This is a genomic window from Sphingomonas sp. MMS12-HWE2-04 (assembly GCF_044881185.1).
In the GTDB taxonomy this organism is placed as follows: Bacteria; Pseudomonadota; Alphaproteobacteria; order Sphingomonadales; family Sphingomonadaceae; genus Sphingomonas.
The window spans coordinates 751,462-764,667 of sequence record NZ_CP173254.1 but is presented as its reverse complement, the minus strand read 5'-3'; the positions used below and the strand labels follow the sequence as shown (position 1 = coordinate 764,667).

11 protein-coding genes and 2 pseudogenes are annotated in these 13,206 nt (G+C 67.2%); all 13 read left to right on the top strand.

Features of this window, described 5'->3' with window-relative positions; all coding sequences use genetic code 11:
* The first annotated feature begins 33 nt into the window (after nucleotides 1-33).
* Complete coding sequence (locus AB2M62_RS03425; protein WP_404339779.1) at nucleotides 34-633, top strand: TraE/TraK family type IV conjugative transfer system protein; 600 nt, start codon at nucleotides 34-36, stop codon at nucleotides 631-633.
* A pseudogene (locus tag AB2M62_RS03420) lies at nucleotides 617-1,383 on the top strand (type-F conjugative transfer system secretin TraK). Before AB2M62_RS03425 ends, AB2M62_RS03420 begins: the two are co-directional and overlap by 17 nt.
* A pseudogene (locus AB2M62_RS03415) lies at nucleotides 1,380-2,653 on the top strand (TraB/VirB10 family protein). The pseudogenes AB2M62_RS03420 and AB2M62_RS03415 overlap by 4 nt, the downstream one beginning before the upstream one ends.
* A gap of 35 nt (nucleotides 2,654-2,688) precedes the next feature.
* Nucleotides 2,689-3,285, top strand: coding sequence for a TraV family lipoprotein (locus AB2M62_RS03410; protein WP_404337826.1), 597 nt, complete (start codon nucleotides 2,689-2,691; stop codon nucleotides 3,283-3,285).
* Nucleotides 3,282-5,801, top strand: coding sequence for a TraC family protein (locus tag AB2M62_RS03405; RefSeq protein WP_404337824.1), 2,520 nt, complete (start codon nucleotides 3,282-3,284; stop codon nucleotides 5,799-5,801). Before AB2M62_RS03410 ends, AB2M62_RS03405 begins: the two co-directional genes overlap by 4 nt.
* Nucleotides 5,801-6,130 carry a hypothetical protein gene (locus AB2M62_RS03400; RefSeq protein WP_404337822.1) on the top strand — a complete coding sequence of 110 codons (330 nt, stop codon included), beginning with the start codon at nucleotides 5,801-5,803 and terminating at the stop codon, nucleotides 6,128-6,130. The genes AB2M62_RS03405 and AB2M62_RS03400 overlap by 1 nt, the downstream gene beginning before the upstream one ends.
* A gap of 59 nt (nucleotides 6,131-6,189) precedes the next feature.
* Complete coding sequence (locus tag AB2M62_RS03395) at nucleotides 6,190-6,354, top strand: hypothetical protein (protein WP_404337820.1); 165 nt, start codon at nucleotides 6,190-6,192, stop codon at nucleotides 6,352-6,354.
* A 160-nt stretch (nucleotides 6,355-6,514) separates the two neighbouring features.
* The gene (locus tag AB2M62_RS03390; protein WP_404339777.1) at nucleotides 6,515-7,084 is read left to right on the top strand and encodes a conjugal transfer protein TraW; all 570 of its coding nucleotides are present in this window, start codon (nucleotides 6,515-6,517) and stop codon (nucleotides 7,082-7,084) included.
* Nucleotides 7,081-8,094, top strand: a complete 1,014-nt coding sequence (locus AB2M62_RS03385; protein WP_404337818.1) for a TraU family protein — start codon at nucleotides 7,081-7,083, stop codon at nucleotides 8,092-8,094. Before AB2M62_RS03390 ends, AB2M62_RS03385 begins: the two co-directional genes overlap by 4 nt.
* 200 nt (nucleotides 8,095-8,294) lie before the next feature.
* Nucleotides 8,295-10,208, top strand: coding sequence for a hypothetical protein (locus AB2M62_RS03380; RefSeq protein ID WP_404337816.1), 1,914 nt, complete (start codon nucleotides 8,295-8,297; stop codon nucleotides 10,206-10,208).
* Complete coding sequence (gene traN / locus AB2M62_RS03375) at nucleotides 10,205-11,479, top strand: conjugal transfer protein TraN (RefSeq protein ID WP_404337814.1); 1,275 nt, start codon at nucleotides 10,205-10,207, stop codon at nucleotides 11,477-11,479. Before AB2M62_RS03380 ends, traN begins: the two co-directional genes overlap by 4 nt.
* Nucleotides 11,451-12,305 (top strand): type-F conjugative transfer system pilin assembly protein TrbC, encoded by an 855-nt coding sequence (locus AB2M62_RS03370; RefSeq protein ID WP_404337812.1) that lies wholly within the window; start codon nucleotides 11,451-11,453, stop codon nucleotides 12,303-12,305. Before traN ends, AB2M62_RS03370 begins: the two co-directional genes overlap by 29 nt.
* Complete coding sequence (locus tag AB2M62_RS03365) at nucleotides 12,277-12,882, top strand: peptidase (RefSeq protein WP_404337810.1); 606 nt, start codon at nucleotides 12,277-12,279, stop codon at nucleotides 12,880-12,882. Before AB2M62_RS03370 ends, AB2M62_RS03365 begins: the two co-directional genes overlap by 29 nt.
* The last annotated feature ends 324 nt before the right edge of the window (nucleotides 12,883-13,206 follow it).

Below are 13,206 nucleotides of genomic sequence, written 5' to 3'. Positions count from 1 at the left end.
CCCCATCCCTTTCGGCGCAAGGCCGCGCCCGACATGATCGGCGACACGCGGCCCAGCTGGCACCTGCACCGCTATCTGCTCGGCTCCGCCAATCTCTTCGAAGAGAACCGGCTGCTGAAGTTCGCAATCCTGGGCATGTTCGGCGTGACCGTCGTTCTCGGCACGGTCCTGTACACCTCGAACCTCAACCAGCGCACGGTCATCGTGCCCTTTGGGGCAGGCGGCGATCTCTACGTGACCGGCGACAGGCCCTCCGCCGGCTATTTGCGCTCGATCACGCGCAACATCGTCAGCCTGGCCGGGACCTATTCCGCCTATTCCGCCGACCAGCAGTTCCGGGAACTGCTGAGCCTGGCGCATCCGTCCGCCTATAACGGATTGCGCGACAGCTTCAGCGGGCTGCTCGACGAGCTCGCCCAGAACCCGACACTGGCCATCGCCAGCTATATCCGGACCGACCAGCCGGTGACCTACACACCGAGCGACATCGCGGTGCCGATCGAGAAGGTCCGCGTCATCGGCGGCGTCATCCGCAAGTTCAGCGGCACGCTGCGCATTCGCTACGCGATCGAGAATGGCCGCTTCTGGCTGACCGCCCTTCAGGAGGAGAATTTCAATGCCGATCCTCGGTAGAGGCTCGCGGCTCGCCCTTGCCTTGCTCGGCATGGGCAGCACCGCTCCCGCGCTCGCGCAAGCCGTCACGGCGCTCCCTGACCAGACCGGCCGCATCAGGCTGTCGAACCGCGACGTGAACCACCTCGTCTGCGTCGGCGGCGAGATCGAGGATGTCCGCTTCTCCGCTGAGAAGGGGCTCGCGGTGGAAAAGGGCGGCTCGGACGCCTGGATCAAGTTCCTGGTCAGGGAAGTAGAGGATGCCGGCGCCAAGACGCGCAGCTTCGTGACGCAGCCCGCCGAGTTCTTCGTCACCTGCAACGGCGCAGTCTACCCACTCTACGCCGAGCCCGCCGAAATTCCGGCCCAGACCGTCATGCTCGCCCCCGGCGCGGCCCAGCGCGCACGCTCGAACGAGGCGCTGCTCGGTCCGCTGGTCGAAGAGGAGCGTGCTGTCGGCATCGCCCTGGCCCTGCTTCAGGACCGGGTGCCTGCCTCCTTCAGCGAAGTGGCGCCTGCCAACGCAACGCTCTCCATCATCGCCTTACCCGGTGTTCGCCTCAGGGAACGGCGCCGGCTCGCGGTCGAGGGTGCCGGACTGTCCGCCAGCGAATATCTGGTGTCGTCACCCCTGGCCACCACGCTCGACGAGCGCGCCTTTCTCGATACCGCGCTCGGTGCCGACATCTTCGCGGTGACACTCGATCGCCTCAGTCTGCCCCCGGCGGAACTGCGCGCCTGATCGTCGTCCGGCGGAGTGCCGCGGAATGAGCGCCGACGACGTGCCCGCAACCGGTAAGTCCCCGGTCCAGGAGCCCGCGCGCGACGGCCGTACTGCCGGGCCCGCGCTGCTCGATTGGCGCAGCCAATGGGACAGGCTGGGCTCGCAGCAAAAGCTGCGCGCCAAGCAGGTCGGCGTTGCCGCGCTGGTTGGGGTTGCCGGCTTCGGCCTGTACAGCGCCAGCTCGGGAGGGACCAAGCAAGCCGCGCCGCCGCCGGCCGCCAGCAAGCTCGACATGGGTGCCGGCCTTCGCGGCGACAGCCTCGAGGTAAAGCTGCGCGGCGATCTCAAGAAGATCATCGATGGCCAGGCCCTGCTGGGCGAACGCGTTACCGCGATCGAGGAGGGCAAGCTACCGGCCGGTACGGGCACTCCGGGACCCGCAGCCGGCGGCGAGAATGGCCTGCCTCCCGCATTGCCCGGAGAGGCTCCGTCCTATCCGCCTGCACCGCCCGAGGCATCGGCGGAGGCTGGCCTGCCCCCGCCGCCCGTGGCACCGGAAGCCCCCGCGGCGCCGCCGGCCCCACCGGTCGAGCGGCAGGTGGGCGCGATCGGCACCGCTACAAGCGCTGCCGCCGCAGCTGGGCCCTCAGCCGAAGGCTCAAAAAAAAGCTGCGCACGATCTATTTGCCGCCTGGTTTCATGAAGGCGCGGCTACTGACCGGGATCGACGCGCTCGCGAGCAAGGATGCGACGAGCAATCCGGAGCCGATCATCGCGCGTGTGCAGGCGCCAGCCGTGCTGCCCAATGACGTCAAGGCCAATCTGGCCGGCTGCTTTGTCATCGGCAACGCCACCGGCAGCCTGGCCAAGGAGCGCGTCGAGGTCCAGCTGGTCTCCATATCCTGCGTGGATTTCGAAGAGCGCGCCGTTGTCGACCAGCCGATCAAGGGATTCTTCGTCGATACCGACGGAAAGAAGGGCCTGTCGGGGAAGGTCGTGACCCGCTTCGGCGCGACGCTCGCCCGCACCTTCCTCGCCGGCACAATCTCGGGGATTGCCCAGACAGTGGAGTCGAGCGTCGGCGACGTATCGACCTCCGCGCTGGGCTCGGTGCGCTCGCTCGATCCGGCCGACGCGGCGAAAGCCGGTGTCGCAGGTGGCTTCGCCAAATCCTCCGACAAGCTGACCGAATTCTATCTCGATCTCGCCCGCCAGGCGGGGCCCGTGGTCGAGGTCGGGGCAGCCAAGGAAGTCGTCGTCGTGATCCAGGAAGGAGTCACGCTCGAGATCAAGCCGACCGTCGGGACCAAATTCTGATGCCCGCCGCCCTCCCCTCTCCCGGAGTAGAAATCATGGCTCACCCAGCGGTTCGACATTCCATCATGGCGTCCGGCTCGGCACTGCTGCTGCTCGCCCTGCCCGGCTGCGCGACCCTCGGCGCGGCGATGTCGCCCTATTCCGAAAAGTTCAGCTGCAAGAACAGCGATCATGGCCAGTGCATCCACCCGGAAAAGGCTTATGCCGACGCCGTCGCGGGGGTCGCGTCCGGGTCGGAGCCGCGCGTTACCAAGGACAAGGCCCTTCTGGCCGACACGAACAGGCCGGGGCGCGGCCAGGAGCGCGCGTCGCTCGAAGCGAGCACCCCTTACGCGGACTATCGCTCCAGCCTCTATCGGGAGCTGAAGGGACTGATCGAGGCGCCTGCGACGCCGATGCTGAAGCCAGCGCGCACGGTCCGAACCCTGATCCTTCCCTATGCCGATCGCCAGCGGCCGGACAGGCTGTACATGCCGCGCTTCGTCTATTCGATCGTCGACAAGCCGGTCTGGGTCGTAGGGGGCGTGCCAAGTGCCGCGGCCTCATCCAGCAGCAAGGCCCCCGTGCTCGGCCAGGTCAAGGACGGCTCGCCCGACAATAGCGACGGTCCGGCCCCGGAGCCGCGCAAATGAGCGCGCCCGCCTCAGCGCTCACCGTCGCCCGGCTTCGCAACGCCGTGCGCCGGGACAGCTTCTCGGACTTCCTCCCGCTGGTCGCATGGGACGCCGCGACCCAAGCCTTTCTCTGCGTCGACGATTGCTGGGGCCATGGTTGGGAGATCACGCCGAGCGCGTACATGTTCTCGCATGTCCAGGCGGCAATGCAGGGCCTGCTCAATGTCCAGTTCCCCGACGGAACGGTCCTCCAGATCCACACCTTCGCGGATCCGCTTATCGATGACGCGCTCGACGCCTTTCTCGCGCTCAAGACGCGCGACGATCCCCTGATCCAGGCCTCCGCACGGCAGACGCGCGCCTATCTCAGCGAGGGACGGCACGGCCTGAAGGCGCTGCATGACATACCCGTCCGCAACTTCCGGACCTTGCTGTCGGTCAAGACGCGGCGCCCGCTCGGCGAAGACCTGCGCCGCCAGATCGAAGAACAGCTGGCCAAGCTCGGGATCAGGCGACTGCCGCCCGAGGAGATGGTCGCCTTTTACCGCCGGGTGTTCAACGGCGTGTCCGGCGCCGCGCCTGGCGTGTTCGCTGGCGACGGCACCATCGGTGCCCCGCCGATCGCCAAGCAGATCATCGATGCAGGCCCCGATCTCTGCTTCGACGGCCCCGAGGTCTTTCTCGGCAACCAGGTCGCGCGCTGCCTGACGCCCAAGGCACCGGCACGGCGCATCACCGCCGAACGCGCCAACCGGCTGCTGGGTGGGATGCGCGGCGCGGCCGAGGACAGCGACCAGATCGGCGGGCCGTTCCTCTACACGCTCAACATTCTTTTCGATCACTCGCAGTTCGAAATCCACAAGCGTGCACAGATCCTCTCGGCGCAAAAGGCGGCGGGATCGTTCGCGGTCGAGGTCGGCAAGCAGATCGAGGAGATCGGCTGGATCCTCGATGAGGCCGGCAATTCCAAGTTCGTCCGCGTGATCCCGATCGTCTGGGTGTTCGGCCGCGACCGGCACCATGCCCGGGAGCTGGCGGCGCGCGCCAAGCGCCTCTGGGAGGGCGAGCCGCTGCCCTTCTCGATGCAGGAGGAGAGCTATCTCAACCCGACCCTGCTGGTTATGAGCCTGCCCTTCGGCCTTTATCCCGACCGCACCACGCTGCGGATGCTCGAGCGCGACTTCCGCATGCCGGTGAGCGCGGCGGCATTGATGGCGCCGGTCCAGACCGACTTTCGCGGCGGCGGGCGCCCGGCCCTGCTCTACACGGGCCGCAAGGGACAGCTGGTCACGCTCGACCTGTTCGATCCACGGATCAACAATTACAATTTCATCGTCTCGGCGGAGAGCGGCGCGGGCAAGAGCTTCCTGCTCAACAACCTCTGCCAGCAATATTATGCCTGCTCGGCGCTGATCCGCATCATCGACATCGGGGGCAGCTACCGAAAGCTCTGCACGCTCTGCTCGGGCCGCTACATCGACATCGGCGAGGAGCGGCTGGTGCTCAACCCGTTCGACATGGGTCTCGCGCTCGACGGCGACGACAAGCAGTCGGCGATCACCATGGCCGTCGCGATCGTCGCCGAGATGGCCAATGCGGCGACCCGCAAGGGCGTTTCGACCTCCGAATGGAACCTGCTCAAGTCGGCCGTGCAATGGGCGATCGACAGCGGTCGCGCCGACCACGGGATCGATGCGGTCCGCGAGTGGCTCGGCACCTATCCCGCCGTGACCCGGAGCGACCTCGATCGCGTGGATCACCTCGTGCCGGTGGCCCGCGAACTCGCCTTCAACCTGCGCGATTTCGGCTCGGACGGAGCCTATGGCCATTATTTCAACGGTCCATCCACACTCGACATCCGCTCGGACGAATTCGTCGTGCTCGAGCTCGAACGCCTCAAGTCGATGCCCGACCTGTTCAACGTGATCGTGATGGTCGTCGTGAACGCCGTCACCCAGGAGCTCTACCTCTCGGCCCGCGACCGTCCGCGCTTCGTGCTGTGCGACGAGGCTGCCCAGTTCATGACGCGGACCGACGGCCAGGACCTGTCGCGGCTCGCTGAGGCGTTCGGCCAGGGCTATCGGCGCGCGCGCAAATATCGCGGCTCGTTCGGCATCGTGCTGCAGTCGATGAACGACCTCACCCTGTTCGGCGGCACCGGCCAGGTGATCCTGGAAAACGCTGCGACGCGCTTCCTCCTCCAGGGCTCGACCTATGAAAAGGCGGTCGAGAACAAGATCCTCGACTATTCGGGCTTCGTCCTCGAGCTGCTCAAGTCGGTGCGCAACTCCAAGCCGAACTACAGCGAGGTCTTTATCGATTCCCCGCTGGGCCTCGGCATCGCGCGGCTCGCCGTCGATCCCTTCTCCTACTGGATCAACACCTCGGCTCCCGAGGAAGTCGCGGCCTTCGAAGCGCTGATGCGCCAGGGGCTGTCCCCGCTCGAGTCCGTCTGCCGTCTCGCAGGGGTCGATGCGCAGGCAATCTTCGGCGGCGGGGACACTGCCCGCCTCAATCGAAAGGGAGAAAACTGATGGTACGCCGCTCCCTCGCCCATCCCGACCAGCTTCCCCTGCAGTTCGACAGCGCGGCCGATCTCGAGCGGCTCATCGAGGCGCGGGTCGCCGAACGCTGTGCCGCCCAGACACTTCGCTGGCGCCTGCGCCTGGTAGTGATCGAGACTGTCCTGTTCTCGGCGCTGGTCGCGATCTCGGGCCTGACGCTCGGCCAACCCGGGTGGCTGGTGCTGCGCGCGACCGTGCTGATCGCGATCAGCTGCTTCCTTTCGGGGATGCTTCTCGTCTGGCTCTCTATAGTCAGTGCCCGGCTGCTCGATCGCCTGTCGGCACGGTGGCGGTCATGAACGGGCTGCTGTCCTCCCACCCTTCGCCTGCAGCCCTTCGCCTTGCTGTAGGCGGTTACGTGCTGCTCTTCGTCGCGGCCTTCCTCCTGCTGCTCGAACCTGTGATCGCCGGCCAGCTGCGCATGATCCTGTGGATCGTCGTGCTGGTCTCCGGCGCGGCTCTGATCGGCGCGCTGTGCGGCCTTCCGACGCCAGAGGATTTCCGAGGCCGTCATGGGCGCTGAGCGATCGGCCAGAGGCCGCACCCGGCTGCGCAGGATCGGCGAGGTCGTCGCGATCTGTGCCCTGTGGGGCGGCACCGCCGCAATCGTCACTGCCGTCGTGCAGGCCAACGCGCACGGCGCAGCCCGCGACGAAGCTTCGCGCCGGGAATCCGCATCGGGCATGGCGCAGGCCAGCTCAATGATCGGACGAACCTATCCGATCGCCGAGCCCGATGCGCTCACCGAGATCGAGGCCCGGGTCGCCAGGCTGCAACGAGACCTGAGTCCGAAGTTCGGCCCCAGATCGTCCTGGTCGGCGCTGCGCGCCGCGCCGCTTGGCGTTGCCGCCGCGGACCGGGTGCGCGCCGTGGTGCCCTTCTATACACTGGACTTCGACATCCGGCTTCCCGATGGGCGCACGCTCTATCCCAAGGGCTATGTGATCAACCCGCTGCGCTTTGTGCGGCTTGCCCAGCGGCTGGTGATCGTCGCCCCGGGCGATCTGGGCTGGGCGCTCAAGGCTGCGCGGGAAACCGACTTCATCCTCGTCACCGGCGGAGACGCGATCACCCTGTCCGAGCGCAGTGGCCGCCCGATCTACATCCTCGAGGACCGCGTGAAGGCGCGGCTCGGGCTGACCGTCGCGCCAGTGATCGTCGAACAGACAGGCCAGAAGTTGACGCTGACCGAGTTCGGCCCCCGCAACCGGCCAGGTCCAACCGCCCCGCATACCCCGGAGGGCGTGCGATGACTTCGCTGTTCAAGCCGATCCTGCTCGCGCTGGTGCTGCTCGCGTCCGGCGCCTGCGTCGCGCCAGGCACCGCCAGGGCGTCCGAGTGTAAATCCGGCGTCTTCAATCCGATCACGAAAGTGCGCTGGACCTGCATCTTCCCGATCACGATCGGCGGCGTTCGGATCGGCAGCTACGACAAGCTCGACAAGGCGCTCGATGCGCAATCCTCGTCCAAGCCGCTATGCGCATGCCGCAAGGGCGCCAGCTTCTGGTTCGGCGTGAAGGTTTCCTATTGGTCGCCGAACCGCATGGTCGATGTCGTGACCGAGCCAGGGTGCATGATGGCGCTTGGCGCGGACCTGATGCGCACCGGCGGTCGACTGCAGGGCAGCCAGAGCTCGATTGCGGACGGCACGAACACGACCAAGATGTTCGCGCAGATGCACTATTACATCTCGCCGGTCTGGGCGATGCTGGACCTGTTCACCGACCTGCCCTGCCTTGAGGACGACGGCTTCGATGTCGCGCTGATCACCGAGGTTCTACCGACCTGGCAGTCGGCGACCCTCGGCGCGATCATCCAGCCCGAGGCCATCCTGTTCGGCAATCCCGCCGCCGGTCTTGCCTGTATGAGCGATAGCGCCGCGGCTGCGGCGGGCAAGGTCATCGACCCGCTTTTCTGGTGCATGGGCAGCTGGGGCGCGACCTATCCGGTCGCGGGAGACATCCATTTCGGGGACTCGGTCGAGGCCTGGGCCGGCCTGGCTGCGCGCGGCACCTTCATGATGGGCCGCCTGGGCGCCCTGACAATAAGCTCGCGCGACGGCTGTGCCTTACAGCCCAGCCCGATCTGGACCAAGTCACGCTACAAGCTCCAGCTGATGGAGCCGGTCAAGGGCGGCAGCTGCGTCAATATCGGCCGGCCCGGATCGCTCTGGACCTCGGCCAAGCATGCGCCGGGCAAGGACAATGCCCAGTTCATGCTGTTCGAGAAGATGATCTGCTGCGCCGGGATCGCGGTGCCGTGATCAGCTTCCCCGCCTTTCCCATCGAACGTCTCGTGCGCAGGTCCGGCATCGTACGGTCTGCCCGCCAAGGCCTGGACGGCCGCCGGCATGCGCATGAGGCAGGAGCGGCACCGGCGCCCCCCTGCGGTGCCGCTCCACCCCCGGCCAGCGCGGTCCGGAGCCCCTCGCGGTGCGGACAGCTCCCCGTCCGCTTCGCGACCGTGGCCGCGCTGGCCACCTTGTGCGCTTCTCCCGCCAATGCGCAAAGCGTAGAGGACCGCGCGCGGGCGGCGGCCCAGGCCGCGCGGGCAAGGTCGAGCAGCAGCGAGGCCCTGCGCGGCAACTATGTGACGCCGGGCGTGGCCGGCGAGACGATCAGCACGGTCGATGGCCAGCACAGCTTCCAGCCCCGGCTGATGTGCCAGAAGTCCGCCACGCTGCTGGAGGTGCTGATCCAGCCCGCCGGCACCGGTGACCTCGCCCTGGTCCAGGTATCGCGGGACACCGATCTCGATGGGACGGTCGACAGCCGTTCGACGCTGCCCGTTCCGGTGGCCGGCATCTGTGCGAACGGCATCGTATCCTGCACCCCCGGCAGCTGGACCGACTGCCGCTATTTTCGCTGGGAGGCGGCGCCGGGGGCCGCGATCAAGCTGGGCGAAGTCGCGATGCCGGAGCTGGCGGGCTGCTACTGCATCAACAACAGCTGCGGGACCAATCTCGCCTGGAGCAACCTGGCCTCGGTGCTCGGTGACCTGGGCGGCGGCATTGTCGGCGCGCTCACCACCGCCGACCCGCGCATCGGCATCGCCCAGGCATCGATCGATGGTCCGGTGATCCGCTATGTCGGAGCCCAGGCGACGGCGTGTACCGCCGATCCCCGCCTCGGCGAGACCGTCTATCGGGGCAATCCGGCCGCGCTTGCCGGCGACGCCTTTGCCGCCTCGACAAGCAACCGCGTTTTCCAGGCGCTCGCCGGATCGCCGGCAGTGAGCGGCAAGGCCCAGCAGGTCCGGCGCTGCACGATCGAGCGCCAGGTCACGACCCAAAGCGTCGAGGCCGACGATATCCTGATGCGGGTCACGGGAGGCTATTCCGAGCTTCGAGGCGGCAATGCGGTCGACTGGCTGCTCGGCTCGCCGTCCAATGACTCGCTGAAGGGCGGAAATTGTCGGCTGTTCGACTATCGCCTGGTCCTGCGCGTCGGTGACGCGGACCGGATCGCGAGCGCGCGTCTCACCCATATCTTTTTCGACGACTGGGCGCAGGTCCGGATCGACGGCAAGCTCATCCTGTCCGACCCCGCTTCCTGGACCTCGTCGGGCCTCCCCGCCTCGAAGTGCGAGCGCGACCGCACCTGGCACAATTATCCCGATCTCGACCTCAAGCCCTATCTCATCCCCGGCGACCACGAGATCTGGTTGCGGGTAGCCGTCGGCAACGAAGGCGAGGCCTTCGCGCAGATTCACGCCGAGCTCGACACCAGCTGCCGCTCGAGCGAACGCCTGGTCGACCTGTGCGCCGCCACCGCGACCGATCCGGCATGCCAGGTCGAGAATGAGTTCGTCGACGGCGTCCAGACCTTCCGCAGCGGCGTGCGCACCGGCCTGAGGCCGCTGCCTCAAACTCGCATTCTCGGCACCGAAATCTGCCCCGTCCAGCTGACCCGCGACTTCTTCCTGAAGGAGCGCAGCTATCGCTGCCAGATCGATACCGGCGCGATGCCGCAGCCCGACACGAGCCGGGGCGCCTATATCCTCGACCACTCCACCGAGACGCTGCTGGCGGATCGCACGCGCGCGTCTGACGGCACAACGACCGAGACGACGCGGCCATTCGTCTTGCCCGATCGCGGCAGCGTTCCTGCCTGCGAGCCTATCTGCAAGACGCGGGCAGTGCGCACCGAGAACGCCGCCGCGCCCCAGGGCGTCATCGCAAGCCAGCAGAATGCGCCCGGCGGCGGTTATGACAGCTTCTATCACAGCTGCACCGCCGGAAATGTCTGCCCGCTCGGCCCCGGCGAGGAGTTGGTCTCGCCCTGTGGATGCCTGGATGATTTCCCTGAGGCCGTCGTCATGATGCAGACCGTGCGGCTTGCCGGGGCCGACCTCATCTGCACCGAGGCACCGAAATGAGCGTCTGGCCCTTCCTGTCGACGCCCGCCAGGCTGGCGATGGTCGCGCTCGTCCTGGCGATTGTCATGACCGGCCAGGCTTTTGCCCAGCAGGGCAACCGGTCGGCACCAATCCCAGAAACGATGCGTGCGGCACAAGACTGGACCGGAAAAGCCGCGCTCGAGCCGATCGAGCCGGTCGAGCCAAGCCCCGACCTGCCCGGCGATCCCGGACCGGTCGACCCGAGCGATCCGACGCCGCCTACCAATCCGCCGCCGGGCAGCCAGATCTGCGCGGCGGACCTGAATGGCAATGGCGATGCCGCCGACCCCGGCGAGACGGCGATGTGCACGGCAATGGCCTCGGGCGGGTGGCAATGCCCCTTGCAGCAGATAGCCTGTGCCATGCAGCCGGGTGGCACCTATGCCTGTCCCCTTGGCAACCAATATTCCTGCCAGTTGCCGGTCGGCGGCGGGACGCCCAGCTGCTCGCCAAATACCTGTGCCGATCCGGCCGTCTCGCCGATCACCGAGACCCCGCCGCTGGACGATAGCGGCCCTGTAACCGGGGCCGTCGACGGCGACGGCAACTGCCTGGGCCGGATCGAGATCTTCACCGGCCGGGCGATGCGCTGCCGACCCCCAGGGCTTAACGTCACCTTTGCGAGCTGCTGCCAGGACAAGGGCAAGATCATCAAGGACGGCATGGGGTCCGCGGCCAGCTCGCTGGGCACCAAGATCGCGATCGCCAAGGGCGTGATCAACGGGATGCAGGCGGCCTTCGCCGCGTTCCAGGCGGGGGCGACGGCCGGCCAGGCGGCAAGTGCCGGTGCCAATGCGCTGATCATCGGCTTCGATCCGACCTCGATCGCGATCAGCCTGGCGATCAACTTCATGGTCGAGTTCCTGCTGAGCGGTTGCGACAGCCAGGACATGGAAACCGCCATGCTGCGCGGCTCGGGCATGTGCCATGAGGTGGGCAGCTATTGCACCGCCAGCTTCCTGGGGGTCTGCCTGCAAAAGGCCAAGGGCCATTGCTGCTTCAACACCAAGCTCGGCCGCATCCTGCAGGAGCAGGGCCGGCCCCAGCTCAAATCGTTCAACGGCTCGGGCTGGGGCACGCCGCAACATCCGATGTGCCGCGGCTTCACCCCCGAGGAGTTCCAGGCGCTCGACTTCAGCAAGATCGATCTCAGCGAATATTATGCCGATATCGAGGCGCGGGCGCAGACCGAAATCCAGATCGACATGAAGGACCGGATCGATGCCTATCTCAATACCGTCCATCCGTAGCGGTGCCGCGATCGGGCTCGTCCTTATGGCAAGCGGCGCGCTCGCCCAGGACGCCGCTCGCCAGAAAATCGAGGCGGCCGGCTCGGAGGCCGGCCAGAAAATCGAGGATGCGCTGGCGAAGTCCAAGGCGGCACCGGCGAAGGGCCCGACGCGGTTCGACACGCCGGTCGCGACCGAAGCCGATCGTCGCGCTGCCGCCGGGAAGATCGGGGCGCAGCGCGGCGCGACCGGCATGCGCGTGCGTGCCGAGAAGGCGGCGGCACAGGGCGAGGCACGACTGGCCGAGCAGCGCGAGGCAATGGGCCGCCGCCTGCGCCAGGCGCTCGGGCTGGAACCCGCCGAGCCCGGCGCCGGCACCGCGAAGCCGGTCGAAAACGCGACAGGCTGGGTACCGGTCCTGTTTGTTTCCTCCTCGGTCCCGGTACCGGTCCTTCGCGCCTATGCGGCCCAGCTCGAGCGGATCCACGGCGTCCTTGCCTTTCGCGGCATGCCCGGCGGACTACGGCGCGTGGCGCCGATGGCGAAGCTGTCGGCGGAGATCCTCCGGCTCGATCCGGGCTGCGAGGGTCCCGGCTGCGCGATGCGCAATGTCCAGGTCATCATCGACCCGATCGCGTTCCGGCAGCACAATATCTCCCGGGTGCCGGCCCTCGCGATGCTGCCCGGCGATCCCGCCCAGGCCTATTGCGAGCGCGATGAGGGGAGCGCGCGATCACGCTTCATCGTCTATGGCGACGCGGCCCTGTCGGGGCTGCTCGAGGAGTTCCGGCGCCTGGGAGGCGCCGCCGAGGTAGGCGATGCTCAGGCTCTGCTCGGCGCTCGCTAGGCTCGCCTACCTCGCGCTCGCCTGGCTCCTGCGGTTGCCAGGTCGCGCCGCAGTCGAGCTCGGCGCACCGGGAGACGGGATGCCCGCCCGGCCGCGCCGACTGCTGGTGGCGCTGCTGGTGGTGGCGCCGATCTATGTGCTTGCCGGATGGCTGCTGCCGCTGCTGACGCTGGTGATGAGCCCCTCGATCGACGCCTGGGTAGTGCGCGCGGCGCCAGGTCCCATCCGCAAGGGCGACCTGGTCCAGTTCACGCTTCTCCATCCGGTCGCGGGCCCGAAGCCGGTGAGCGTCACCAAATATGTGATGTGCGTCGCCGGCGAACGGCTGAGCCTGGTCGAGCATCCCTCTCCGACGGTCGCCGGGTTGAAGGAGGGCAGCTATTTCTGCGACGGCAAGTTCCTGGGAAGGACCGTGGCGCTTACCGCGCGTGGCGCTCCCCTGCCCCATTCCCTCTGGCAGGGCGTCATCCCGGAGGGACAGGCCTATGTCGGTTCGCTTCATCCCCGTGGCTTCGACAGCCGGTATCTCGGGCTCGTTCCGGTGAATCGTCTGCACCGCATGGTGAAGCTCTTCTGATCGTTTCGAATTCGTGCCGCCACGTACGTCTTAACCGGACAAAAACCGCGATGGTCAAAATTGCCGACCGGGTGATCAGGGCGCTCGACGCCGATCCTGTCCACCGGGCATTTGCAGTGGTAACGCTTTCCAGCGTCGCAGTCCGAAGCCAGCGTCCCGAGATTTGATATGCCTCGGCGACGAGGCGCTCCACCCAGCTTGAAGCGACATCGCAATGGGATCGGCCTCACTTCGCCGTCGGCTAGCGGAATGCCTCGCCGTGAAGGAGCAAAGAAGGCCAGTGGATTTTGCGCGGTAGCTGGCTTCGATGAAGCGAGCCGGATC